The following is a 23572-nucleotide window of genomic DNA, read 5'->3' on the forward strand; positions in this document are numbered from 1 at the left end:
GGTCAGCGCCCTTCTTCGATCCAGGTGGCCCGCGGGCCGTCCAGCACGATGTCCCAGTGGTAGCCCATCGAGAACTCCGGCACCGACAGGCTGTGGTCGTACGTCGCGACCAGCCGCTGCCGGGCCGCGTCGTCCGTCACGGACTGGATGATCGGGTCGTGGGGGAACAGCGGGTCGCCCGGGAAGTACATCTGCGTCACGAGCCGCTGGGTGAACGCCGTGCCGAAGAGCGAGAAGTGGATGTGCGCCGGCCGCCAGGCGTTGACGTGCTGGCGCCAGGGGTAGGGGCCCGGCTGGACGGTGGTGAAGCGGTAGTGGCCGTCGTCGTCGGTGAGGGTGCGGCCCACGCCGGTGAAGTTGGGGTCCAGTGGGGCGTCGTGCTGCTCGCGCTGGTGGGCGTAGCGGCCCGCCGAGTTGGCCTGCCAGATCTCCACGAGCTGGCCGCGCACGGGGCGGCCGTCACGGTCCAGCAGCCGTCCGGAGACGGTGATGCGCTCGCCGATCGGTTCGCCGTCGTGCTGCCGGGTGAGGTCGTTGTCGATCTCGGTGACGTCCCGTTCCCCGAAGGCGGGGGAGGACAGCTCCACCAGCTCGGGGTCCTTGCTGACGTCGATGGTGACCGGCGGCCGCTTGGGGTGCCGCAGCACCGAGGACCGGTACGGCGCGTAGTCGCGGCGCGGCTGGTGCTCGACGGGCCCTCCGCCGGCGAGCCGCTTCTCGTACGCGGCCCGCTCGGCCGCGATCTCCTGGTCGATGTCGTGCTGAGTGAGAGTCATGGGGGTCCCTGAAAGGTTCTTCCGGTTGTCGTCGACAGAGGGGGCGTGCCCCGGAGGGGAGCGGGGAACTGCGCGACCGGCCGCGCACGGCCCGCAGCCGCGCGCATCGCTCAGCGTTCCAGGACGAGGGCGAGCCCCTGCCCCACCCCGATACACAGCGTGGCCACACCCACACCACCGCCACGCCGGGCCAGCTGATGGGCCACCGTCCCGGCGAGCCGCGCCCCGGACGCCCCCAGCGGATGGCCCAGGGCGATCGCGCCGCCCTGCGGATTGAGGATCGCGGGATCGAACGCGGGCCACTCGGCCACACACCCCAGCACCTGCGCGGCGAACGCCTCGTTCAGCTCCAGCACGGACAGGTCGTCGAACCCTCTGCCCGCCTTGGCCAACGCCCGGTTGACCGCCTCCACGGGCGCGAGCCCGAAGTAGTTCGGGTCGGTGGCGGAGACGCCCGTCGCGCTGACGCGGGCCAGCGGCTCGCGGCCCGTCGCCCTCAGTCCCTCCTCGTCGACGAGCAGCAGCGCCGCCGCACCGTCGTTCAGCGGTGACGCGTTGCCCGCCGTCACCGTGCCGCCTTCCTGGCGGAAGGACGGCTTCAGCTTGGCCATCGCCGCCAGGGAGGCATCCGGCCGTACGCACTCGTCGGCGGCGAAGAGCACCGGCTCGCCCTTGCGCTGCGAAATCGCCACGGACGCCAGTTCGGCGTCGAACAGGCCCTCGGACTGCGCCCGCGCCGCCTTCTCATGGCTGCGCAGCGCGAACTCGTCCTGCTGTTCGCGGCCGATCCCGTGCTGGTCCGCGATGAGTTCGGCCGACTCGCCCAGCGGGATCGTCCACTGCGGTTCCATCCGCGGGTTGACCATCCGCCAGCCGAGCGTCGTCGAATACAGCTCGGTGTGCCCGGCCGGGAAGGGTCTGTCGCTCTTCGGCAGCACGTACGGCGCCCGGGTCATCGACTCGACGCCCCCGGCCAGTGCGATGGACGCGTCGCCGAGTGCGATGGCCCGGGCCGCCTGGATCACGGCCTCCAGGCCGGACGCGCACAACCGGTTGACCGTCACGCCGGGAACGGACGTGGGGAGGCCCGCGAGCAGCGCGGCCATCCGGCCCACGTTGCGGTTCTCCTCTCCGGCCCCGTTCGCGTTGCCGAAGTACACGTCCTCGATCCGGGCCGGATCCAACCGCGGTGTACGGGACAGGAGTTCGCGGACGGCATGCGCGGCCAGGTCGTCCGGGCGCACGCTCGAGAGGCCCCCGTTGTAGCGGCCGATCGGCGTGCGGACCGCGTCGACGATGTAGACGTCCTTCATTTCAGGCCCTCCGGCACGGTCAGTTCGGCGTCGGTCCGGGCGACGATCTCCGCGGCGGTGACCCCCGGCGCCGTCTCCACCAGTACGAGCCCGCCATCGGTGACGTCCAGGACGCCGAGGTCGGTGATGATCCGGTTCACGCACTCCTTGCCGGTCAGCGGCAGGGAGCACTCGGTGAGGATCTTCGGCGAGCCGTCCTTGGCGGTGTGCGTCATGACGACGACGACCGTACGGGCCCCGTGCACCAGGTCCATCGCCCCGCCGATGCCGGTGACCAGCTTGCCGGGGACGGCCCAGTTGGCCAGGTCGCCCCGCTCGGACACCTGCATGGCACCGAGCACCGCCACGTCGATGTGCCCGCCCCGGATCATCGAGAAGGACAGCGCCGAGTCGAAGAAGGAGGCGCCCGGCAGGACCGTCACCGTCTCCTTCCCGGCGTTGATCAGGTCCGGGTCGACGGCGTCCTCGGTGGGGTAGGGGCCGGTGCCCAGGATGCCGTTCTCCGATTCGAGGACGACCTCCACGCCCTCGGGGAGGAAGTTCGGGATGAGCGTGGGCAGGCCGATGCCGAGATTGACGTACTGGCCGTCCCGCAGCTCCCGCGCCGCCCGGGCCGCCATCTCCTCGCGTGTCCAGGCCATCAGGACCTCACCGTCCGCTGCTCGATCTTCTTGTCCGCCGCCTGCTCCGGGGTGAGCGCGAGCACCCGCTGCACGAAGATGCCGGGCAGGTGCACCGCGTCCGGATCGATCTCGCCGGGCTCCACCAGCTCCTCGACCTCGGCGATCGTGACCTTCCCGGCCATCGCCGCCAGGGGGTTGAAGTTCCGGGAGGACCTGTTGAAGACGAGGTTGCCGTGCCGGTCGCCGCACGCGGCCCTCACCAGGGCGAAGTCGGTGCGGATGCCCCGCTCCAGCACGTACTCGGTGCCGTCGAACTCCCGGACCTCCTTCGGCGGTGAGGCGAGCGCGACCCCGCCCCGGCCGTCGTAGCGCCAGGGCAGTCCGCCGTCGGCGACCTGCGTGCCGACACCGGCCGGGGTGTAGAAGGCGGGGATCCCGGCGCCGCCGGCCCGCAGCCGCTCGGCCAGCGTGCCCTGCGGGATGAGCTCGACCTCCAGCTCCCCGGCCAGGTACTGGCGCGCGAACTCCTTGTTGGCGCCGATGTAGGAACCCGTGACCCGGGCGATCCGGCCGGCGGCCAGCAGCACCGCCAGGCCCGACTCCATCGCCCCGCAGTTGTTGGACACCACCGCCAGCCCGGCCACGCCGCGCTCGTACAGCGCCTCGATCAGCACGTTCGGCACACCGCTCAGCCCGAAACCGCCCACCGCGAGCGACGCGCCGTCCGGCACGTCGGCCACCGCCTCCAGGGCCGTGGCGACCACCTTGTCCATCCGAGAAGCCCCATCTCGTCCAAGCGACCCGATCGAATTAATCAGGGCACTGAGTATTTCTGCGAGCTGCCTCTCACGCTGTCACCGCGAACGAAGGGACGTCAAGGCCTCAGCAGATAAGGCGATGAACCGCTGCGCGACCGGCAGACAGCGGTCCGTGCGGTGAGTATTGTTCAGTGCACCAACGAATCGAGCGAGGAGTGTCCATGGCGGCCGCGGACCTCACCACCCACCCCGGGCACCTGGCCCGGCGGCTCCAGCAGGCGCACTACCTGCTGTGGAACGCGATGGTCTCGGAGGAGATCACCTCCCCCCAGTACGCGGTCCTCAACACTCTCGTGGCCGAGCCCGGCCTGGACCAGCGCACGGTGGGGGAGCGGGTGGGACTCGACCGGTCCACCATCGCCGAGGTGATCAGCCGGCTGAGCCGGCGCGGCCTGCTCGACAAGGTGCGTGACCCCCAGGACGGCCGCCGCTCGCTGCTGCGCATCACCGACGAGGGGGTGCGCACGCACCGAAGGCTGACCGTGCGCACCGCCCGGATGAACCAGGTGTTACTCGCCCCGCTGACCGCCGACGAGCGGACGGTGTTCTTCGACCTCATTCGGCGGGTCGCCGACGCGGCCGAGGGGCTCCGCAATCCCGGGGAGCCCGTGGTGACGCCCCGCTGATGCGACAGTACGACCGGGTGGGGCCGGTCAGGGTGCCTCGGCGAACACCACCCACACCTGGCCCTCGGCGAAGTTCACCGGAGTGCCGTCGCCGGTGGTGAACGAGGTGCCGTCCGTGGCCTTCTCCCGCTTCCAGTCCACATCCCAGGCCCGCCCGTCGCGCAGCACCTGCGCCTTCCCCGAGCCGACCGTCTCGGTGTACGGCGTGTTGTTGCCGAGGAAGTCCCGGAAGGCCGACGCGCGCACCTTCACGTACTGCACGACGACCGTCCCGGTCGTCATCCGCTCGCCGTCGGCCGTCGTCGCGGGTGTGCCGTCCATGCCGACCAGCCAGCGGTCACGGGCGTCCGACCAGGTGAAGCTGAAGCTGGCCGCCGGGTAGCGCACGGTCCGGGACGCCGTGGCCATGCCGCCGGCGGGTGCCGCCCCGTAGTGGAAACCGGTGGTCAGGGCCGCCTCGCCCGGGGTCTCGGGCACGATGCGCCCGGGCGTCAGATAGAGGTTGTGCGGGGCGGGCCTGCCGGGGCCGCGGAAGTAGGCATCGGCGGCGTTGCCCGGCGTCTCCGCCTTCAGTGGCGCCTTGTCGATCAGCGGCAGCAGCTTCTTCTGGGCCCCGGAGAAGGCGAGCGTGGGCCGGTCGAACTGGCGCAGCAGCTCCAGATCCGACTCGCGAGCGCTGCGCACCGGCCCGATCGTCTTCGGCAGCCGGGTGGCGTACACCGCGATCAGCCGGCTCAGTCCGCCCTCGACCTGCTCCGCGTAGACCACGTCCGCGGCGTCGACGCCCGTGTGCGGGCGGGCCGCGGCGGCGTTGTCGATCTTGACGACGAGTGCGGAGGGGGACGTGCCGTACTTCGAGTCCTTCGGTGCTCCACGACCGTCGTCGCCCGGTCCGCTCCCGCCGGTGCATCCCGCCACCAGGGCGGTCGTCACCGTGGCGGTCAGCAGCGCCGCCGCCCTCGCGCGCCGTCCGCGCGCCCCTCGTCTCATGCTCACCGTCGCCACCGCGCCCCGTTGTCTTCGACGTGCCTTGATTGTGCGCTTATCTGAACATTGATGGCCATAGTCGATCGTTCCAGGCGGAGAGGTGTCTTCGCCGCGTCCGCCGATCGGCTCAAGGTTCAGCGCGGGGCGTCCGGGTACCCGGACGTCGCCGTACGACCGACGCGCACGCTGACGGAGGGAGCGCGAGGCGATGAGGGCAGTGACCTGGCAGGGCAAGCGGGACGTCCGGGTGGAGAACGTGCCCGATCCGACGATCCAGGAGCCGACGGACGCGATCATCCGCATCACCTCCACGGGGCTGTGCGGATCCGACCTGCACCTGTACGAAGTGCTCACCCCGTTCATGACCCCGGGCGACATCCTCGGTCATGAACCCATGGGCATCGTCGAGGAGGTCGGTGCGGGCGTCCCGGACCTCCAGGTGGGGGACAGGGTCGTGGTCCCGTTCCAGATCGCCTGCGGCAACTGCTGGATGTGCCTGACCGGCCTGCCCACCCAGTGCGAGACCACCCAGGTGCGGGGCGAGGGCATGGGTGCCGCCCTCTTCGGCTACACCCGCCTGTACGGCGCGGTGCCGGGCGCCCAGGCCGAGTACCTGCGCGTCCCGCAGGCGCAGTTCGGCCCGATCAAGGTCCCCGAGGGCCCGGCCGACGACCGTTTCCTCTACCTCTCCGACGTCCTGCCCACCGCCTGGCAGGCGGTCGCCTACGCCGACATCCCGAAGGGCGGCAGCGTCGCCGTGCTCGGTCTCGGCCCCATCGGCGACATGGCCTGCCGCGTCGCCCGGGTCCAGGGCGCGGACCAGGTGTTCGGCGTGGACCTGGTCCCGGACCGGTTGCGCCGGGCCAAGGCACGCGGTGTGGAGACCTTCGACCTGAGGTCCTTCGACGACGAGAAGGAACTCGTCGAAGCGATCCGCGACCGGACCGGCGGCCGCGGCCCCGACGCCGTGATCGACGCGGTCGGCACCGAGGCGCACGGCAGCGCCGCCGCACGCATGGTGCAGAACGCCGCGGCGATCCTCCCCCGCAAGCTGGGCGGCCCGATCGCCGAGCGCTTCAGCGTCGACCGTCTCGCCGCGCTCCACACCGCGATCGAACTGGTGCGCCGCGGCGGCACCATCTCGCTGTCCGGCGTCTACGGCGGCATGGCGGATCCGCTGCCGCTGCTCACCCTGTTCGACAAGCAGATCCAGATGCGGATGGGCCAGGCCAACGTCCGCCGCTGGACCGACGACATCATCCCCTACCTGACCGACGAGGATCCTCTCGGCGTGGACGACTTCGCCACCCACCGGGTGCCGCTGTCGGAGGCCCCCCACGCGTACGAGATGTTCCAGCGCAAGCAGGACGGCGCGGTGAAGGTCGTCATGCAACCGTGAGGCGCCCGGGTCCTCGGCGCCGCTAGGTGCCCAGGATCTGCGCGAGGTCGTAGCGGACCGGCTCCTCCAGCTGCGCGTAGGTGCAGCTCTCGGGAGTCCGGTCCGGGCGCCACCGGCGGAAACGGGCCGTGTGCCGGAAGCGCTGCCCGTTCTCCATGTGGTCGTACGCGACCTCGGCCACCCGGTCCGGCCGGAGCGGCACCCATGACAGGTCCTTCCGTCCCGACCAGCGACTCGGTGCCCCGGGCAGCCGGGACTTCTCGTGGGCGGTCTCGTCCGCCCAGGCCGCCCACGGGTGCCCCGTCACGTCGTCCAGGCGCAGCGGCTCCAGCTCCTCCACGAGTTCGGCGCGCCGTTTCATCGTGAAGGCGGCTGACACTCCCACGTGCTGGAGGGTGCCCCGCTCGTCGTACAGGCCGAGCAGCAGCGACCCCACGACGGGGCCGCTCTTGTGCAGGCGGTACCCGGCGACCACGACGTCCGCCGTCCGCTCGTGCTTGACCTTGAACATGGCGCGCTCGTCCGGCCGGTAGCGCACGGCCGGCGGCTTGGCGACGACACCGTCGAGACCGGCCCCCTCGTACTCCTCGAACCACTGCCGCGCCACCTCGATGTCGGTGGTCGCCGGTGCCAGGTGAACCGGTGACCGCACCCCGGACAGCGCTTCGGTCAGCCGCTCCCGCCGCTCGGTCAGCGGCGCGTCCATCAGCGACGCGTCGCCCAGTGCGAGCAGATCGAACACGACCAGCGAGGCCGGCGTCCGCTCCGCCAGCGTCCGCACCCGGGAGTCCGCCGGGTGGATCCGCTCCGTTAGCGCGTCGAAGTCCAGGTGCCCCTCGCGCGCGATCACGATCTCCCCGTCCACCACGCACCGCTCGGGCAGCCTCTCCCGCACGGCCGTCACCAGCTCGGGAAAGTACCTGGTCAAGGGTTTCCCGGTACGGCTGCCCAGCTCGACCTCGTCCCCGTCGCGGAACACGATCGCCCGGAAGCCGTCCCACTTCGCCTCGTACTGCATGCCCTCGGGGATCGCCGCCACCGACTTGGCGAGCATCGGCAGGACAGGGGGCATCACCGGCAGATCCATGGGTCGATTCTGCTCTGGTGCACCCCGGTCCGCCCGATATGCGAGGTGTGAGGGCTACGCCTACCGTGTCCAGCATGGGTGACGCGGTGGAACTGGAGGTGGGCGGCCGGACCGTTCGGCTGTCCAGCCCGGACAAGATGTTCTTCCCGGAGCGCGGCTTCACCAAGCTGGACCTCGCCCGCTACTACATCGCCGTCGGCCCCGGCATCCTGCGCGCCCTGCGCGACCGGCCGACCACCCTGGAGCGCTATCCCGAGGGTGTGGGCGGCGAGAACTTCTTCCAGAAGCGGGCGCCGAAGAACATGCCCGACTGGATCCCGACCGCCCACATCACCTTCCCCAGCGGCCGCAGCGCCGACGAGATGTGCCCCACCGAGGCCGGAGCGGTGGTGTGGGCCGCCCAGTTCGGCACCCTCACCTTCCACCCCTGGCCGGTACGCCGCGACGACGTCGACCACCCGGACGAGCTCCGCATCGACCTCGACCCGCAGCCCGGCACCGACTACGACGACGCCGCCCGCGCCGCCCACGAACTGCGGGCGGTGCTCGACGAGTTCGGCGGCCTGCGGGGCTTCCCCAAGACCTCGGGGGGCCGGGGCCTGCACGTCTTCGTGCCCATCGAGCCGCGCTGGACCTTCACCCAGGTGCGGCGCGCCGCCATCGCCGTCGGCCGGGAGATGGAACGGCGGATGCCCGAGCACGTGACCATCAAATGGTGGAAGGAGGAGCGGGGCGAGCGCATCTTCCTGGACTACAACCAGACGGCACGCGACCGCACGATCGCCTCCGCCTACTCGGTCCGTCCCCGCCCGCACGCTCCCGTCTCCGCCCCCCTGCGCTGGGAGGAGGTCGGGGTCGCGCACCCCCAGGACTTCGACCTCGCGACGATGCCCGCGCGCTTCGCCGAACTCGGCGACGTGCACGCGGACATGGACGACAAGCGCTACTCCCTTGAGGCCCTGCTCGACCTCGCCCGCCGCGACGAACACGACCACGGACTGGGCGACCTGCCGTACCCGCCCGAGTATCCGAAGATGCCGGGAGAGCCCAGGCGGGTACAGCCGAGCAGGGCCCGCAAGGAGAAGGAACCTCCTACAGCTCCTTGATGCGGATGTCGCGGTACGAGACCACGTCGGTCGTGCCGTGCACCTGGAGACCGATGTAGCCGGAGGCGAACCGCCGCCCGTCCGTGCCCGGGTCGTCCGAGCGCGGCGGGCTGAACTCCTGGCCCCCGGTGTTGTCGAACTCGTTGATCAGCACGCCGTTGCGGAACACCGAGTAGTGCTGGCCCTGCACCCGGATCTCGTAGTCGTTCCAGGTGCCCTTCTGCGTGACACCGGCACCGGCGAGGCCGACGCGGTCGAACCCGTAGACCGAGCCCGTCTTGTACATGTCGCCGTCGGGCCGGTCGAGCACCTGCACCTCGTGCCCGTACTTGATGGCGACCCACTCGGGGCGGGACTCCTCAGGGTGGTCGTGGACCCACGGGAAGCGCACGAACACACCGGAGTTGGCGTTGCCGGTGCCCGGGGCGTCGTCACGCCACTGGAGCTTCAGCGAGAAGTCGCCGTACGTGCGCTGCGGGAACCACAGCATGCCCATGCCCGGTGTGGTCGTGCTGGAGGTGATCGACCCGTCGGGATTCAGCCCGAACGAACCGCCGCCCACCTGCTGCCACTTGGCCAGGGACGCCGCCGTGCCGTCGAAGAGCGCCCGGTAGCCCTCGGTCTGTCCAGGCTTGCCGATGCCCGACTGCCGGGCGGCCTTGCGGATCGCCTTGGACTCCCGCTCGTCGATCACCCCGTCCTTCAGAAGCGCGTCCAGCACGGAGTTCACATGCTTGAGGAACAGCGCCTGGGACGTCCACTCCTTCTCGTCCTCGATCAGCTCGCCGATCCGGCACCGGTTGTCCGTGACCCGGTTGCGCACGCCCGAGTCGACCGTGCCGACGATCACCGTCAGCCGCTCGTCGTACTCCGGGCAGTCCGGCGCCGGGACCTGCCCGGAGACGACCGTGAAGGTCACCGTGCGGGCCGCGGCGGTGTTGCCGGCCTTGTCCGTCGCACGGTAGGCCACGGTGTGCGCGCCCGCCCGGTCGACCACCACCGGCACCGAGTACGTCAGGTACGGGCCGCCGTCGAGCGAGTACTCGATCCGCTCGACGCCCGAGCCGTGCGCGTCCGTCGCTGTGACGGTCACCCGGGCGCTGTTGACGTACGCGCCGCTCGCGTTCCTCGTGCCCTCCACGGTCACGCCCGTCACCGGCGGGGTGGTGTCCTGCGGCGGCGCCGCGACGACCGTGAACGTCACGCTCTTCTCCGCCGCCACGTTGCCCGCCTTGTCGGTGGCCCGGTAGCGCACGGTGTGCTCACCCACCTGGTGGATCATCACCGGCCCGGGATACGGCTGCCAGGCGCCCGACCCGACGGCGTACTCGATCGTGTTGACCCCGGAGCCGGTGTCCGAGACGGAGACGGTGACGGTCGCCATGTCGATGTACGCCCCGCCGGCGTCGCGCTCACCGCTCACCGTCGCCGAGGTCTCCGGCGCGGTGGTGTCGTCCGACTGGGGAGCGACGACCGTGAACGTGGCTCTCTTCTCGGCGGAGACGTTCCCCGCCTTGTCGAACGCGCGGTAGCGGACCGTGTGGCTGCCGACCTGGTCGACGACGACCGGCGCCGTGTACGGCTGCCAGGCACCCGCGTCGCCGATCGCGTACTCGATCCGCTCGACGCCGGAGCCGCCCTCGTCGGTGGCGTGCAGGGCCACGCTCGCCGAGCCGACGTACTCACCCTGCGCGTTCTGCGTGCCGCTCACGTGCGCCGACGCCTCGGGCGCCGTCGTGTCCTCGCCGGTGCCCTCGGTCACGGTGAGGATGCCCTGCATCTGGCCGTGGCCGGGGATCGTGCAGTGGTAGAAGTACCGGCCGGGCGTGAGCGTCACCTGGGCGGTGTGCTTGCCGCCCTGGGCGTCGTTCGGGTTGGCCAGGATGTTGAGCTGCACGTCGCTGTTGAACTCGGGGTCGCTGGTCACGAACGTCAGCGTGTGCGGCATGCCTGTCGTGTTGCCGGTGGCCGCGCTGTTCTCGAAGACGATCGTGGCGGTACCGGCGACCGCGGTCTTCGGTGCCGAGAGGTACTTGTCGATGTCGTTGCCCGCCGTCCAGGTGAGCACCTGGTCGGCGGCCGCCTCGGTCTCTGGCTGCCCCGCGGCGGGCAGCGCCTGCACACCGAGCATCATCAGCAGGGCGGCCAGCAGGGCGGCCCAGACTCTTCGTCGCCGGATCACTCGGTCCCCCTCGCCAGCCGGCCGGCGGCCGGGGTGGGCCCGCCGCCCTTGTAGGTGACCCGCCACAGCGCAGACTTGGAGTCGGAGGTGAAGAAGCCGCGCCCGTAGTCGAGGACGTACAGCGCACCGTCCGGACCGAACTTCCAGTCCATCAGGTTCTTGATGCCGTCGTTGCCGACCGGAACGATCTTCTTCAGCGACTCCGCGTGCACCGGCAGACCGCCGTCTCCTTGCGTCTTCGGGTCCATGAGCACCGCGTTGCGCGGCTGGTCGGCGTCGTAGAAGTCACCGACGAACCACTTGCCGTCCCAGTACGCGGGCCACTTCACGGCACTGTCGGCCGCGACTCTGTCGTACCGGTAGACCGGCCCGTTCATCGCGGCTTGCCCGCCGCCCTTCAGCCAGGGCAGCCGGTACGTGGCCTCCGCCGGCTTGTACGACGGGACACCGTTCGCGTCGCGCGGATAGTCCGGCGCTCCGCCCGACGGCGAGTACCAGATGTTGTTGCCGGTCACCGGCGGCAGGTTGACCAGCCCGTCGTTGTTCGGCGACTCGTTCTTCGGGTGGTCGCAGTCGTACCAGCCCAGCGGCTTGGACGGGTCCGGCAGACCGCGGTCGCGGTAGGGCTGCTTGTTGCCCATGCAGTACGGCCAGCCCCGGTTGCCCGCCTTGGTGATGGCGGCGAACGTGTCGTACTTCGCCGGACCCCAGGTCGCCGAGGGCGCGCTCGCGTCCGGTCCGACCCAGCCCGCGTAGAGCACGTCGGTCGACGGGTCGACGGAGATGCGCGCCGGGTTGCGGACGCCCATCACATAGATCTCACCGCGCGTCTTGCCGCCGCCCTCGTCGGGTTCCTTGCCGGTGAAGAGGTTGCCCTCCGGGAGGGTGTACGTCCCGTCAGGCTCCGGGTGGATGCGCAGGATCTTGCCGTTGAGGTTGTTGGTGTTGCCGGCGGTGCGGCGTGCGTCCGCGAAGGAGACGCCCTTGTAGTTCGGCTCCGGGTTGTTGCCCGAGTAACCGGAGCTGAAGCCGCTGGAGTTGTTGTCACCGGTGGCGATGTACAGGTTGCCCTTGGAGTCCCAGGCCATCCCGCCGCCCGCGTGGCAGCAACTGTGGATCTGCACCGGCCACTTCAGCAACACCTTCTCACTGGAGAGGTCCAGCCTGTTCGTGGCCCGGTCGAGCGTGAACCGGGAGACCCGCCGCTCCGCCATCCGCGTCTCGCGGTTGATCCGCTCGTGCGGCGTGTAGTGCAGGTACACCCAGCCGTTCTGCGCGAACCCGGGGTCCAGCTCGATGCCGAGCAGCCCCTCCTCGACCTTGACCAGCTCGTCGCCGCCGCCCTTGTTGCCGAAGACGGTGAGTGCCCCGGCCAGGGTGACCTGCTTGGTCTTCGGGTCGTAGACGTGGATCTCGCCCTTGCCCTTGCCGATGTCGGGGTTGTTCCAGTCGGTGATCACGGGCTGCGAGGAGTCCGCGCCGCCCCGGCCGATGTAGAACACCCGGCCGTCGGGCGCGGTGACCATCCCGTGCGGCTCGCCGATCTGGTCGTTCTGCCCCGGCTGGTTGGGCTTGGTCAGCCGCTCCGCCGCGTAGTTGGCGTTGATGGCCGCCTTGCAGTCGGCCTGCTCCAGCCGGGTCGTCCACATCAGGGCACCGCGCAGATGGTCGCGGAAGTCGGTCTCGTCGTACGACGACACCGTCCCGCCCATGCCCGTGTAGAAGGAGCGGCCGCCGTCGTAGTCACGGCACCAGCTCACCGGATGGTCCCAGCCGTTGGAGCCCGTGCCCGGCTGGTACGTCGACTCGCGGACCCGGGCCACCGTGTGCACGTCCCCGGAGGGGTTCTTCACCCAGTTCAGCCACCGGTCCGGGCGTTTCCACTGCAGCGGCAGGCTCTTGGTGGCGGGATGCCTGCGGTCGCCGACCTCCACCGTCGCCCGCTGGACGGCCGTCGTGCCCGGCGCGGCCGGACGTGCGCCCACCAGTCCGGTGAACCAGTCCGAGTACGGCTCCGCGCGCGCCGCGTCATGGATGCCGACGAACCCGCCGCCGGCCTCCATATAGGCCTCCAGGCCCGCCTCCTGCTCCGCGTCGAGGACATCGCCCCCGCCGGTCAGGAAGACGATCGCGTTGAAGCGGCCGAGCCGCGTCTCGTCGGTGAAGACCGAGGCGTCGTCGGTGGCCTGCACCTTGAAGCGGCGGTTCGCCGGGCCCGTGAGACCGATGTCCTCGATGGCCTCGATCCCCGCGTTCACCACCGGTGACTCCTCCCCGGCCGCCGCGGAACCGTGGAAGATCAGCACCCGTACGTTCGCGCCGCCCGGCGGCGACTTGATCGACATCGTTGTCAGCGGGGGTTCGGGGAACGGGCGCGCGTTCGCGGCGGGGCCCGACAGCAGCCCGGCGGTCACGACCCCGGCGGCCACGGACGCCGCCCACACCCGTCTTCTCGTGCTCAACCCTCGTAAGTGCATGGGCACCTCCTCGGTCACAGCAACACCGCCAAGGAAGCTAAACCCCTTTGCGTGTCTCGCCAATACCTATGACCGGAATGACGCCACCTTTGTCTTGAGTGTGGATAAACGGGAGCGCGGCCGGTACCGTCTCACAGGTTCATCACAGGTACGCCTCCGTAAATGCCTTACCAAGGTGGGGAGTTCCGCATGGACAGACGCAGCTTCAACCGGCGGGTCCTGCTGGGCGGCGCGGCCGTCGCGACGTCGTTGTCCGTGGCATCGGAGGCCGTGAGCGCCGCCGGACCGGCGAAGACGGCGCCCGCCGGGGGCGAGGTGAGGCGCATCAAGCTGTACGCCGAGAAGCTGCCCGACGGGCAGATGGGCTACGGCCTGGAGAAGGGCAGGGCGAGCATCCCGGGCCCGCTGATCGAACTCAACGAAGGCGACACGCTGCACGTCGAGTTCGAGAACACCATGGACGTGGCGGTCAGCCTGCACGTGCACGGCCTCGACTACGAGATCACCAGCGACGGCACGAAACTGAACCGCAGTCATGTCGAGCCGGGCGGCACCCGCACCTACACCTGGCGCACCCACGCCCCGGGCCGCCGCAAGGACGGCACCTGGCGCTCGGGCAGCGCGGGCTTCTGGCACTATCACGACCACGTCGTCGGCACCGAGCACGGCACGGTGGGGCTGCAGAAAGGCCTGTTCGGCCCCGTCATCGTCCGCCGCAAGGGCGACGTCCTGCCCGACCGGACCCACACGGTCGTCTTCAACGACATGCGGATCAACAACAAGCCGCCGCACTCGGGGCCGAACTTCGAGGCCACGGTGGGCGACCGCGTCGAGTTCGTCGTGATCACGCACGGCGAGTTCTACCACACGTTCCACATGCACGGTCACCGCTGGGCGGACAACCGCACCGGCCTGCTGACCGGCCCCGAGGACCCCAGCCAGGTCATCGACAACAAGATCACGGGTCCTGCCGACTCCTTCGGCTTCCAGGTGATCGCGGGGGAGGGGGTCGGCGCCGGCGCCTGGATGTACCACTGCCACGTGCAGAGCCACTCCGACATGGGAATGGTGGGACTGTTCCTGGTGAAGAAGCCGGACGGGACCATCCCGGGGTACGACCCGCACGAGCACGGGGAGGAACCGGCGGGTCACGAACACGGGGAGGAACCGGCGGGCGGCGGTCACGAGCACTGAGGGGCGCTCCCCGGCACGCGAGAGCGCTCTCACCACGCTGCGAACCGGGGCTATCCTGAGCGGCAGCCGCAGGTGAGGAGCCCCGAAGTGACCGACACAGCGCCGCGTCCCACGCTGGAGGCCGTGGCCGCCCGGGCCGGGGTCTCGCGGGCCACCGTCTCCCGTGTGGTCAACGGCGGGGACGGCGTGCGCGACGTCCTGGTGGAGCGGGTCCGAAAGGCCGTGGAGGAACTGGGGTACGTGCCCAACCAGGCCGCCCGCTCCCTGGTGACCCGACGGCACGACGCGGTCGCGGTCGTCGTCGCCGAACCGGAGACCCGGGTCTTCGCCGACCCGTTCTTCGCCCTCCAGCTGCGGGGTATCAGCAAGGAGCTCACCGCCCACGACAACCAGCTCGTGCTGCTGCTCACGGAGGGCCGGGACGACCACGCGCGGGTCGGCCGATACCTCGCCGGCGGGCACGTCGACGGCGCCCTCGTCTTCTCCCTGCACCTCGACGACCCGCTGCCGGAACTGACGCAGCGGGCCGGTGTCCCCACGGTCTTCGGCGGCCGGCCCGGCTGGAGCGGCGACCGGCGTGACGTCGTCTACGTCGACAGCGACAACCGCGGCGGCGCCCGTGACGCTGTCCGTCACCTCGCCGGTCTCGGCCGCACCCGCATCGCGCACATCACCGGCGCCCTCGACCAGACCTCCGCCGCGGACCGCCTCGACGGCTACCGGGACGTCATGGTGGACGCCGACCCACGGCTGATCGCCGAGTCCGACTTCACCCCGGCCGGCGGCGAACGGGCGATGCGCGAGCTGCTCGACCGGTGCCCGGACGTGGACGCGGTGTTCGCCGCCAACGACCTCATGGCCTCCGGCGCGCTGCGCGTCCTGCGCGCAGCGGGCCGCCGCGTCCCCGACGACGTGGCCGTGATCGGCTTCGACGACATGCGGCCTGTCGCCGAACAGACCGACCCGCCGCTGACGACGGTGCGTCAGGACATCGAGGAGATGGGCCGTCTGATGGCCCGCCTGCTGCTGCGCGGCCTCGACCGGGACGCCCCGCGGGAGGGCGTCGGGGTGTCCCCGTCCAGCGTCGTATTGCCGACGACGCTGGTGCGACGCGGATCGGCCTAGGACCCGTCGTGAAAGTGGCGCCTGCCGCGCGGCGCCCGGGACGCCCCTGACGGTGTGCGCCGGCCGGCCTCAGCCCTGCCGCGGTGCGCTGTGGATCACCGCGAAGCGGGCGCCGTAGGGGTCGGCGAGTTTGGCGAGGCGGCCGACGGAGGGCACGTCGGTGGCCGGGAGGCGGACCGTGCCGCCCAGCTCCGCGGCCCTGGCGAGCGTGGCATCCGTGTCGGCGACCTCGAAGTACGGCAGCCAGTGCGCCTCGTCCTCCGCCGGGTCGTCGGCCAGGGGCACGACCCCGCCGAACATGGCGTCCTCGCTCTGCCCGGCGGGGTTGAACGTGGTGTACGCACCGCCGGCGAAGTCGGCGCCGAAGGTCTCCAGACCCAGCACGGAGTGGTAGAAGGCCGCCGCGGCCGGGACGTCCGCCGTGTACAGCTCGACCCAGCACAGCGAGCCGTGCTCCTGGACGACCTCAAGACCCTTGTTGCGGCCCGGCTGCCACAGGCCGAAGGTCACCCCGGCCCGGTCGGCGAGGATCGCCATCCGGCCCAGGTCCTGGACGTCCATCGGCTGCACCGTCACCGCACCGCGCGCCTGCTCGGCCGCCCGCGCCGTGGCGTCCGCGTCCGGCGACTGGAAGTACACCGTCCAGGAGGGCGGGCCCTGCTCCGGCGTGGTCTGCATGCCTCCGGCGACTGTCCTGCCGCCGAGCTGGAACAGGCCGTACCCTCCGACCTCCGGGCCGCCCGGCTGGAACCGCCAGCCGAACAGTGCTCCGTAGAAGGCGGCGGCGCCGTCGATGTCGGGGGTGCCGACATCGATCCAGTTCGGCGCACCGGTGACGTACCGGGTGGTGAGCATCGTCGCCCTCCTCGCACAGGGGCCCGTCGTCTGCACTGCCGAGTCTGGCACCGCCCGGTGACGAACGCCGCCGGAGCGCCGCCGGAACGCGTTGCGGAGGTCTCCGCGCGCCGCCGTGCGCCGTCCTGTCCGGCGGGCGATCATCGAGCGGCCGGGAGGTCCGTGAACGCGGTGTTGATCCCGCGTTGATCGAATGTTTTTCGCCGCCCGCGACGCTCTCGGTCATGCACATCGACACCATCACCTCGCCCGAACTCGAATGGCAGCAAGAGGCGTTGTGCGCGCAGACGGGGGCGGACTTCTTCTTCCCCGAGCCGGGCAGTTCGGTGCGGGAGGCGAAGCGGATCTGCGGTATGTGCCCGATCCGCGCGGCCTGCCTGGCGTACGCGCTGGACAACGACGAGCGCTTCGGCGTCTGGGGCGGTCTCTCGGAGAAGGAACGGCTTCAGTTGCGGCGGGTTCCGCGGTAGCCGCAGCCACGGGCCGGGGACGACGCGCCGGCCCTGCTGAGCGGACCGGCGCCGCCGCGGGCTCCTGTGCCGCCCGCCGCCGATACGGCAGCGGGCCCCGGCCGCTCGTGGCGGCCGGGGCCCGGTTTTCGTGTGCGGGCGGGCGTCAGGCGCCGGCCCGGGCCGCCATGCGGGCCTTGCGGGCCGCCAGCTTCTCGTCGAACTTCGACGCCTCGGCGTCCAGACCGCCCATGAACAGACCGAGTTCCTCCTGCGCCTTGCGGCCCTCGGGGCCCAGGCCGTCGATCTCCATGATCTTCAGGAAGCGCAGGACCGGCTGGAGCACGTCGTCGTGGTGGATGCGCATGTTGTAGATCTCGCCGATCGCCATCTGCGCGGCGGCCCGCTCGAAGCCGGGCATGCCGTGGCCGGGCATCCGGAAGTTCACGATGACGTCGCGCACCGCCATCATCGTCAGGTCGGGCGCCAGCTCGAAGGCCGCCTTCAGCAGGTTCCGGTAGAAGACCATGTGCAGGTTCTCGTCGGTGGCGATGCGCGCCAGCATGCGGTCGCAGACCGGGTCCCCGGACTGGTGGCCGGTGTTGCGGTGCGAGACGCGGGTCGCGAGCTCCTGGAAGGCCACGTAGGCGACCGAGTGCAGCATCGAGTGCCGGTTGTCCGACTCGAAGCCCTCACTCATGTGGGACATCCGGAACTCCTCCAGCTTGTCCGGGTCCACCGCGCGCGAGGTGAGCAGGTAGTCGCGCATCACGATGCCGTGCCGGCCCTCCTCCGCGGTCCAGCGGTGCACCCAGGTGCCCCAGGCACCGTCGCGGCCGAACAGCGAGGCGATCTCGTGGTGGTAGCTGGGCAGGTTGTCCTCGGTCAGAAGGTTGACGACGAGCGCGATGCGGCCGATCTCGGTGACCTTGGACTGCTCCTTCTCCCAGGCCTGGCCGTCCTCGAAGAGGCCGGGGAAGTTGCGACCGTCGGTCCACGGCACGTACTCGTGCGGCATCCAGTCCTTGGCGACCTTCAGATGCCGGTTGAGTTCCTTCTCGACCACTTCCTCCAGGGCGTACAGCAGCTGAGCGTCGGTCCAGGCGCCGGCCGGGCTGCCGAGGTGGGGAGTGGTGATCGTCATGGACTCTCCAGGGGACAAGCGTACGAGCGGTGAGCAGTAAACCTACGGCATCGTAGGCTACGTCTCCGTAGGTTACGAAGCCGTAGGTTAAGGGTCCTGTAAAGGCCGCTGAGCAGCGGGATCGCCCTGGAGCGCGTCCGTCCGCCGGACCTGCAGGTCGGGGGCCTCAAGGGGAGGGATACGGTCCGCTCAGACGTACAGGTCCCGCAGCCGCACCGAGAGGCACGTCACACATCCCTCGAGCTTCTCGAACTCGCTGATGTCCACGACGACCGGTTCGTACCCGAGGTCGGCGAACAGCTCGGCGGTCTTCGGCGCGCTCGCCGCCATCAGCAGCTTGTCACCGCCGAGCAGCACCACGTGCGACCCGGCCTCCTCCGGGACCGGCAGGAAGCGCCCGAACAGCGACGGCGTGTCCATCTTCGGGATGTGTCCGATGACCGTGCCGTCCGGCAGCGCCGTGACCGCCGACTTCAGATGCAGCACCTTGCTCACCGGCACCGAGACGACCCGCGCGCCGAGTGGCTCGAACGCGGCGCGCAGCTGCCGGACGCCGGCGGCGTTGGTGCGGCCGCCCCGGCCCACGTAGACCGTGTCGCCGATCTTCAGGACGTCCCCGCCCTCCAGGGTGCCCGGCTCCCAGATCCAGTTCACCGAGCAGCCGAGACCGGCCACGGCCTCCTCCACCCCGGCGGTCTCCTCCCGCCGGGAGTCGGCGCCGGGGCGCGCGATCAGGGCCACGTTCTTGTACATCACGACCGTGTCCTCGACGAACACCGAGTCCGGGCAGTCGTCGACCGGGTCCACCTCGATGATTTCCCAGCCGTGCGTGCGCAGGGCCTCGACATACGCCGACCACTGCTCGGCGGCGAGGCCGGCGTCGACCTGCTCCCGCTCGATGTGCGTCACCAGCCCCTCGGCGAGGCGCGGGCTGGGGCGGCGGACGAGGGCCTTCTTGCTGGGCACGAGTGTGACTCCGTATCGGATGGGACGTGTCGGGACCGCACCGGCGGAGCCCCCGGGAGCGACCGGAGCCCATCGGGGCGTCGGCCGACCATCATGCAGGGCGAACGGGGGAGAGGACAGCCCCGGGGAGGTCCGGAGCGGACGGAGGGACCGACCCGCCGCCCTCCGGGTACCCACCACCCGCCGACAACTCACCCCACGGCCACGGCACCGCCCGCGTACGTCGACGGCACCGCCCGCGTGCGCCCACTCAGCTCACGGGCCCTGCCCCCCCGCCGCCGACACGCGCCCGATGCCGTCGCCGGAGGTGAGGGCGGTGCGCCGGCCACGGGAACCCGCCCGGCCCCGCGGGACCATCCCGGCGCCCTCGGCCGTGCTCGTCGGCTCAGCCCACGGACCCGCCTGCCCCCGGCCCCGCCCGGACCCGCCCGCCGTCACCGCCCCCACGTCACAGGTCCGGCGGCAAGGCGCCTGACCGCGCACACCGTCTCACCCCACCGGCCCCGACCTCGGCGCGCAGCCGGCTCACGGGCGGTGCCGCACCGCCCGCCGCAGGTGCTCGGCCGTGAACGACCCCTCCGCCTCCAGCAGTCGGCCCGGCGTCCCCTCGAAGACGATCTCGCCGCCGTCCCGGCCACCGTCCGGGCCGAGGTCGATGACCCAGTCGGCCCGGGCGACCACGTCCAGGTTGTGCTCGACCACGACGACCGTGTTGCCCGCGTCGACCAGCCGGTCCAGGAGGGCGACGAGGCCCTCCACGTCCGCCATGTGCAGGCCGGTCGTCGGTTCGTCGAGGACGTAGACCGCGCCCGTCCGGTGCAGTCGTGTGGCCAGCTTGATCCGCTGCCTCTCGCCGCCGGAGAGGGTGGAGAGGGGCTGCCCCAGCGTCAGGTACGTGAGTCCGACGTCCCGCAGGGCGCTCAGCCGGCGCCGTACGCCCGGGTCGTCGAAGAAGTCGAGCGCCTGCTCGGCGGTCATCTCCAGGACGTCCGCGACGGAGCTGCCCCGCACGGTCAGCCGCAGCACCTCCTCCTTGAAGCGCCGCCCCTCGCAGGCGTGGCAGGTCGTCGTCACCGGGTCCATGAAGGCCAGGTCGGTGTAGAGGAGGCCCCGGCCCTCGCAGGTGCCGCAGGCCCCGCCGGAGTTGAAACTGAACAGGCCCGCCTCGGTCCCCGTCTCGCGGGCGAAGATCTTGCGGACCGTGTCCATGATCCCCAGATAGGTCGCCGGGGTGGAACGGCCCGAGACGCCGATCGACGACTGGTCGACGACCACGGCCTCGTCGTGCGCCGCGGCGAACTCCCCGGCCAGGGTGCTCTTGCCGGACCCGGCGACCCCGGTCACCGCCGTGAGCACACCGATCGGGAACCGTACGGTCACGTCCCGCAGGTTGTGCCGGCGGGCGCCTTTCACCCACAACTCCCCGGCGGCCTCGCGCACTTCGTCCTTGACCGCCGTACGGCGGCGCAGACACCGTCCGGTGAGCGTGCGGGACGACGCCAGCTCCCGTGGCGTCCCCTCGAACACCACCGTGCCGCCGCCCGCCCCGGCTCCGGGACCCATGTCGACGACGTGATCGGCCAGCGCGATCACGTCCGGGTCGTGCTCGACCACCAGCACGGTGTTGCCCTTGTCGCGCAGCCGCAGCAGCAGGTCGCCGAGGCGGCCCACGTCGCGCGGGTGCAGTCCGACGCTCGGCTCGTCGAAGATGTACGTCATCCCGGTCAGGCTGGAGCCCAGGTGCCGCACCGTCTTCAGACGCTGCCCCTCCCCGCCGCTCAGCGTGGCCGTCTCCCGGTCCAGACTGAGGTAGCCGAGACCGATCGCCTCGATGCGCTCCAGCGCCGTGACGGCGGCCGAGGCGATCGGCCCGGCCACCGGGTCGTCGATCTCCTTCAGCACCGCGATCAAATCCGTGACCTGCATGCGGGTGCAGTCGGCGATCGACCGGCCGCTGACGCGGGTCGCGAGCGCCGCCGCGTTCAGCCGGGCTCCTCCGCAGCCCGGGCAGGTGCCCTCCACCAGGTACGCGCTCACCAGGTCCCGGGTCTTCTGGCTCATGGCCGACAGGTCCCGCTTCAGATACAGCCGCTCGAAGCGGACGGCCAGCCCCTCGTACTCGGTGGTCCAGGTGCCGCCGGTGCCGTTGACGGTGACCTTGCTGCCCGGCCGCCCGCGCATCAGGAACTCCCGCTCGGCGGCCGTGAACCGCCCGACCGGCTTGTGCGGGTCCAGGTCGGTGCTGTTGGTGTACGCCTGCCCCTGCCAGGTCCCTGCGGCGAACGGCGGGAAGCGGACCGCCCCGTCGGCGAGGGAGCGGTCCGGATCCAGGATCCGGTCCCAGTCGGGCCGCACCGTCCGGCCGAGGCCGTCGCACTCGGGGCACATCCCCGACGGGTCGTTGAACGAGTACGCCGTTGCCGGCCCGGCGCTCGGCGTGCCGTGCCGGGAGAACAGCACCCGGATCACCGAGTAGACGTCCGTCATGGTGCCGACGGTCGACCGGGAGTGGCCGCCGACCTGCCGCTGGTCGACGACGATCGCCGGGGTGAGGTGCTCCAGGCCGTCCGCGTGGGGCCGCTCGAACTTGGGCAGCCGGTTGCGGACGAACCAGGGGTACGTCTCGTTCAGCTGGCGCTGCGACTCCACGGCGATCGTGTCGAAGACGACGGACGACTTCCCCGACCCCGAAACGCCGGTGAACACGGTCAGCCGGCCTTTCGGGATGCGGAGGGTGACGTCCTTGAGGTTGTTCTCGCGTGCCCCGGTCAGGGTGATGGCATCGTGTGCGAAGTCGGTCATGCCACCGACGCTAGGAGGAAAACCCGACAGCCTCTGGCGTGATTTCCCTGAGTTCTCCCTCCTCCAGCAGCAGCCAGCGCGTGATGCCGATGGACTCCAGGAACGGCAGGTCGTGACTGGCCACGACCAGCGCTCCCTCGTACGACTCCAGTGCCGTGGTGAGCTGCCGGACGCTCGCCAGGTCGAGGTTGTTGGTCGGCTCGTCCAGCATGAGCAGCTGCGGGGCGGGCTCGGCCAGCATCAGCGCGGCCAGCGCGGCCCGGAAGCGCTCACCGCCGGACAGCGTCGCCGCCTTCTGGTCGGCGCGGGCGCCCCGGAACAGGAAGCGTGCCAGCCGCGCCCGGACCCGGTTGTTGGTGGCGTCCGGCGCGTACCGGGCCACGTTCTCGGCGACGGACAGCTCCCCGTCGAGGACGTCCAGCCGCTGGGGCAGGAACCGCAGCGGGACGTGCGCCACCACCTCGCCCGCCTCCGGGGCGAGCTCGCCGGTGATCGTGCGCAGCAGCGTGGTCTTGCCCGCGCCGTTGCGCCCGATCAGCGCGACCCGCTCGGGCCCGCGCAGCTCGAGGCCCCCCTTCACCCGGGCGCCGTAGCGGAGCCCGAGATCCTGGAGGGTGAGGACGGTCCGCCCCGGCGGCACGGCCGTGTACGGCAGGTCGACGCGGATCTCGTCGTCGTCCCGTACGGCCTCCACCGCCTCGTCGAGCCGCTCCCGGGCCTCGGCGAGCTTCTCCTCGTGCATGATGCGGTGCTTGCCCGCGGACTCCTGCGCCGCGCGCTTGCGTGCCCCCATGACGATCTTCGGCTCGCGCTTGCTGTCCCACATCTTCTGCCCGTACCGCTTGCGGCGGGCCAGTTTGACCTGGGCGTCGGCGAGTTCGCGCTTCTGCTTGCGGAAGTCGGACTCGGCGACCCGCACCATGCGCTCCGCCGCCTCCTGCTCGATCTCCAGCGCCTCCTCGTAGTCGGTGTAGTTGCCGCCGAACCAGGTGATCCCGCCGGAGCGCAGATCGGCGATCTGGTCGACGAGGTCCAGCAGTTCACGGTCGTGGCTGACGACGACCATCACACCCGGCCAGGACTGCACGGCCGCGTACAGCCGCCGACGGGCGTACAGGTCGAGGTTGTTGGTCGGCTCGTCCAGCAGCAGCACGTCGGGCCGGCGCAGCAGCAGCGCGGCCAGCCGCAGCAGGACCGACTCGCCGCCGGACACCTCACCGATGGTGCGGTCCAACGCCACGTGTCCCAGGCCGAGTTCGCCCAGGGTGGCGAGGGCTCGCTCCTCGACGTCCCAGTCGTCGCCGACGGTCTCGAAATGCGCCTCGGAGGCGTCGCCCGACTCGATGGCGTGCAGGGCGGCGCGCTGTGCGGCGATGCCGAGGGCTTCGTCGACGCGCAAGGTGGTGTCGAGCGTGACGTTCTGCGGGAGGTATCCGACCTCGCCGGCCACGCGGACGGTGCCGTCGGCCGGTGCGAGTTCACCGGCGATCAGCTTGAGCAGGGTGGACTTTCCCGACCCGTTGACGCCTACCAGGCCGGTCCGGCCGGGGCCGAACGCGACGTCCAGGCCCTCGAAGACGGGACTGCCGTCGGGCCAGGCGAACGCAAGGGACGTGACGGTGATGGAAGCAGACATGGGGGCC

19 protein-coding genes are annotated in these 23572 nt (G+C 71.1%); 6 read left to right on the top strand and 13 right to left on the bottom strand.

Going from position 1 to position 23572, the window contains the following annotated elements; translation table 11 throughout:
- Nucleotides 1-2: 2 nt before the first annotated feature.
- From pcaH to AB0937_RS18360, 4 genes are all read right to left on the bottom strand, one after another.
- Nucleotides 3-776, bottom strand: a complete 774-nt coding sequence (gene pcaH, locus AB0937_RS18345; RefSeq protein ID WP_366712873.1) for a protocatechuate 3,4-dioxygenase subunit beta — start codon at nucleotides 774-776, stop codon at nucleotides 3-5.
- Between the two features lie 110 nt (nucleotides 777-886).
- On the bottom strand, nucleotides 887-2089 hold the full coding sequence (locus tag AB0937_RS18350; RefSeq protein WP_366712874.1) for a thiolase family protein: 1203 nt from the start codon (nucleotides 2087-2089) through the stop codon (nucleotides 887-889).
- Nucleotides 2086-2730 (bottom strand): CoA transferase subunit B, encoded by a 645-nt coding sequence (locus AB0937_RS18355; RefSeq protein ID WP_366712876.1) that lies wholly within the window; start codon nucleotides 2728-2730, stop codon nucleotides 2086-2088. The genes AB0937_RS18350 and AB0937_RS18355 overlap by 4 nt, the downstream gene beginning before the upstream one ends.
- Nucleotides 2730-3485 carry a CoA transferase subunit A gene (locus AB0937_RS18360; protein ID WP_366712878.1) on the bottom strand — a complete coding sequence of 252 codons (756 nt, stop codon included), beginning with the start codon at nucleotides 3483-3485 and terminating at the stop codon, nucleotides 2730-2732. The genes AB0937_RS18355 and AB0937_RS18360 overlap by 1 nt, the downstream gene beginning before the upstream one ends.
- 206 nt (nucleotides 3486-3691) lie before the next feature.
- Between AB0937_RS18360 and AB0937_RS18365 the strand changes: the two genes are divergently transcribed.
- Nucleotides 3692-4156 (top strand): MarR family transcriptional regulator, encoded by a 465-nt coding sequence (locus AB0937_RS18365; protein WP_366712879.1) that lies wholly within the window; start codon nucleotides 3692-3694, stop codon nucleotides 4154-4156.
- A 27-nt stretch (nucleotides 4157-4183) separates the two neighbouring features.
- Here the strand turns inward: AB0937_RS18365 and AB0937_RS18370 are convergent, their stop codons facing one another.
- Nucleotides 4184-5146: a DUF3048 domain-containing protein gene (locus AB0937_RS18370; RefSeq protein WP_366713122.1), complete on the bottom strand. Its 963-nt coding sequence runs from the start codon at nucleotides 5144-5146 to the stop codon at nucleotides 4184-4186.
- 205 nt (nucleotides 5147-5351) lie between these two features.
- Between AB0937_RS18370 and AB0937_RS18375 the strand changes: the two genes are divergently transcribed.
- Complete coding sequence (locus tag AB0937_RS18375) at nucleotides 5352-6542, top strand: zinc-dependent alcohol dehydrogenase (RefSeq protein ID WP_366712881.1); 1191 nt, start codon at nucleotides 5352-5354, stop codon at nucleotides 6540-6542.
- Between the two features lie 22 nt (nucleotides 6543-6564).
- On the opposite strand, the gene AB0937_RS18380 is transcribed toward AB0937_RS18375, so the two are convergent.
- The gene (locus AB0937_RS18380; protein WP_366712882.1) at nucleotides 6565-7629 is read right to left on the bottom strand and encodes an ATP-dependent DNA ligase; all 1065 of its coding nucleotides are present in this window, start codon (nucleotides 7627-7629) and stop codon (nucleotides 6565-6567) included.
- Between the two features lie 74 nt (nucleotides 7630-7703).
- Between AB0937_RS18380 and ligD the strand changes: the two genes are divergently transcribed.
- Nucleotides 7704-8735: a non-homologous end-joining DNA ligase gene (gene ligD, locus AB0937_RS18385; protein WP_366712884.1), complete on the top strand. Its 1032-nt coding sequence runs from the start codon at nucleotides 7704-7706 to the stop codon at nucleotides 8733-8735.
- Here the strand turns inward: ligD and AB0937_RS18390 are convergent.
- The gene (locus AB0937_RS18390; RefSeq protein ID WP_366713124.1) at nucleotides 8722-10869 is read right to left on the bottom strand and encodes a family 16 glycoside hydrolase; all 2148 of its coding nucleotides are present in this window, start codon (nucleotides 10867-10869) and stop codon (nucleotides 8722-8724) included. The two genes, ligD and AB0937_RS18390, sit on opposite strands and share 14 nt — an antisense overlap.
- A gap of 44 nt (nucleotides 10870-10913) precedes the next feature.
- Nucleotides 10914-13394 (bottom strand): ThuA domain-containing protein, encoded by a 2481-nt coding sequence (locus AB0937_RS18395; RefSeq protein ID WP_366712885.1) that lies wholly within the window; start codon nucleotides 13392-13394, stop codon nucleotides 10914-10916.
- 189 nt (nucleotides 13395-13583) lie between these two features.
- Between AB0937_RS18395 and AB0937_RS18400 the strand changes: the two genes are divergently transcribed.
- Together AB0937_RS18400 and AB0937_RS18405 are read left to right on the top strand one after the other, a co-directional pair.
- On the top strand, nucleotides 13584-14588 hold the full coding sequence (locus tag AB0937_RS18400) for a multicopper oxidase domain-containing protein (protein ID WP_366712887.1): 1005 nt from the start codon (nucleotides 13584-13586) through the stop codon (nucleotides 14586-14588).
- 87 nt (nucleotides 14589-14675) lie between these two features.
- A complete protein-coding gene (locus AB0937_RS18405) occupies nucleotides 14676-15713 on the top strand; it encodes a LacI family DNA-binding transcriptional regulator (protein WP_366712889.1) in 1038 nt (345 codons plus the stop codon).
- A gap of 69 nt (nucleotides 15714-15782) precedes the next feature.
- On the opposite strand, the gene AB0937_RS18410 is transcribed toward AB0937_RS18405, so the two are convergent.
- Nucleotides 15783-16568, bottom strand: coding sequence for a VOC family protein (locus tag AB0937_RS18410; RefSeq protein ID WP_366712890.1), 786 nt, complete (start codon nucleotides 16566-16568; stop codon nucleotides 15783-15785).
- A gap of 224 nt (nucleotides 16569-16792) precedes the next feature.
- Here AB0937_RS18410 and AB0937_RS18415 point away from each other — a divergent pair, with 224 nt between their 5' ends.
- Nucleotides 16793-17038 carry a WhiB family transcriptional regulator gene (locus tag AB0937_RS18415; protein WP_366712892.1) on the top strand — a complete coding sequence of 82 codons (246 nt, stop codon included), beginning with the start codon at nucleotides 16793-16795 and terminating at the stop codon, nucleotides 17036-17038.
- A 145-nt stretch (nucleotides 17039-17183) separates the two neighbouring features.
- On the opposite strand, the gene AB0937_RS18420 is transcribed toward AB0937_RS18415, so the two are convergent.
- The 4 genes from AB0937_RS18420 to AB0937_RS18435 all read right to left on the bottom strand — a co-directional run bounded on the left by AB0937_RS18420 (nucleotide 17184) and on the right by AB0937_RS18435 (nucleotide 23565).
- On the bottom strand, nucleotides 17184-18161 hold the full coding sequence (locus AB0937_RS18420; protein ID WP_234848674.1) for an acyl-ACP desaturase: 978 nt from the start codon (nucleotides 18159-18161) through the stop codon (nucleotides 17184-17186).
- A 189-nt stretch (nucleotides 18162-18350) separates the two neighbouring features.
- Nucleotides 18351-19127 (bottom strand): dimethylargininase, encoded by a 777-nt coding sequence (ddaH, locus tag AB0937_RS18425; protein ID WP_366712894.1) that lies wholly within the window; start codon nucleotides 19125-19127, stop codon nucleotides 18351-18353.
- Nucleotides 19128-19652: 525 nt separating this feature from the next.
- Nucleotides 19653-21929 carry an excinuclease ABC subunit UvrA gene (locus AB0937_RS18430; RefSeq protein WP_366712895.1) on the bottom strand — a complete coding sequence of 759 codons (2277 nt, stop codon included), beginning with the start codon at nucleotides 21927-21929 and terminating at the stop codon, nucleotides 19653-19655.
- Nucleotides 21930-21939: 10 nt separating this feature from the next.
- A complete protein-coding gene (locus AB0937_RS18435; protein WP_366712896.1) occupies nucleotides 21940-23565 on the bottom strand; it encodes an ABC-F family ATP-binding cassette domain-containing protein in 1626 nt (541 codons plus the stop codon).
- Between the last annotated feature and the right edge of the window lie 7 nt (nucleotides 23566-23572).

It is taken from the genome of Streptomyces sp. NPDC047880, assembly GCF_040706515.1.
Taxonomy (GTDB): Bacteria; Actinomycetota; Actinomycetes; order Streptomycetales; family Streptomycetaceae; genus Streptomyces.

What these genes read in the sequence shown, in the direction of transcription:
- AB0937_RS18355 (WP_366712876.1), bottom strand. Translation starts at nt 2,730, where the DNA reads ATGGCCTGGACACGCGAGGAGATGGCGGCCCGGGCGGCGCGGGAGCTG.
- AB0937_RS18380 (WP_366712882.1), bottom strand. Translation starts at nt 7,629, where the DNA reads ATGGATCTGCCGGTGATGCCCCCTGTCCTGCCGATGCTCGCCAAGTCG.
- AB0937_RS18390 (WP_366713124.1), bottom strand. Translation starts at nt 10,869, where the DNA reads ATGATGCTCGGTGTGCAGGCGCTGCCCGCCGCGGGGCAGCCAGAGACC.
- AB0937_RS18395 (WP_366712885.1), bottom strand. Translation starts at nt 13,394, where the DNA reads ATGCACTTACGAGGGTTGAGCACGAGAAGACGGGTGTGGGCGGCGTCC.
- ligD (WP_366712884.1), top strand. Translation starts at nt 7,704, where the DNA reads ATGGGTGACGCGGTGGAACTGGAGGTGGGCGGCCGGACCGTTCGGCTG.
- AB0937_RS18400 (WP_366712887.1), top strand. Translation starts at nt 13,584, where the DNA reads ATGGACAGACGCAGCTTCAACCGGCGGGTCCTGCTGGGCGGCGCGGCC.
- AB0937_RS18430 (WP_366712895.1), bottom strand. Translation starts at nt 21,929, where the DNA reads ATGACCGACTTCGCACACGATGCCATCACCCTGACCGGGGCACGCGAG.
- AB0937_RS18375 (WP_366712881.1), top strand. Translation starts at nt 5,352, where the DNA reads ATGAGGGCAGTGACCTGGCAGGGCAAGCGGGACGTCCGGGTGGAGAAC.
- AB0937_RS18435 (WP_366712896.1), bottom strand. Translation starts at nt 23,565, where the DNA reads ATGTCTGCTTCCATCACCGTCACGTCCCTTGCGTTCGCCTGGCCCGAC.
- pcaH (WP_366712873.1), bottom strand. Translation starts at nt 776, where the DNA reads ATGACTCTCACTCAGCACGACATCGACCAGGAGATCGCGGCCGAGCGG.
- AB0937_RS18415 (WP_366712892.1), top strand. Translation starts at nt 16,793, where the DNA reads ATGCACATCGACACCATCACCTCGCCCGAACTCGAATGGCAGCAAGAG.
- AB0937_RS18365 (WP_366712879.1), top strand. Translation starts at nt 3,692, where the DNA reads ATGGCGGCCGCGGACCTCACCACCCACCCCGGGCACCTGGCCCGGCGG.
- AB0937_RS18360 (WP_366712878.1), bottom strand. Translation starts at nt 3,485, where the DNA reads ATGGACAAGGTGGTCGCCACGGCCCTGGAGGCGGTGGCCGACGTGCCG.
- AB0937_RS18350 (WP_366712874.1), bottom strand. Translation starts at nt 2,089, where the DNA reads ATGAAGGACGTCTACATCGTCGACGCGGTCCGCACGCCGATCGGCCGC.
- AB0937_RS18420 (WP_234848674.1), bottom strand. Translation starts at nt 18,161, where the DNA reads ATGACGATCACCACTCCCCACCTCGGCAGCCCGGCCGGCGCCTGGACC.
- AB0937_RS18410 (WP_366712890.1), bottom strand. Translation starts at nt 16,568, where the DNA reads ATGCTCACCACCCGGTACGTCACCGGTGCGCCGAACTGGATCGATGTC.
- AB0937_RS18370 (WP_366713122.1), bottom strand. Translation starts at nt 5,146, where the DNA reads ATGAGACGAGGGGCGCGCGGACGGCGCGCGAGGGCGGCGGCGCTGCTG.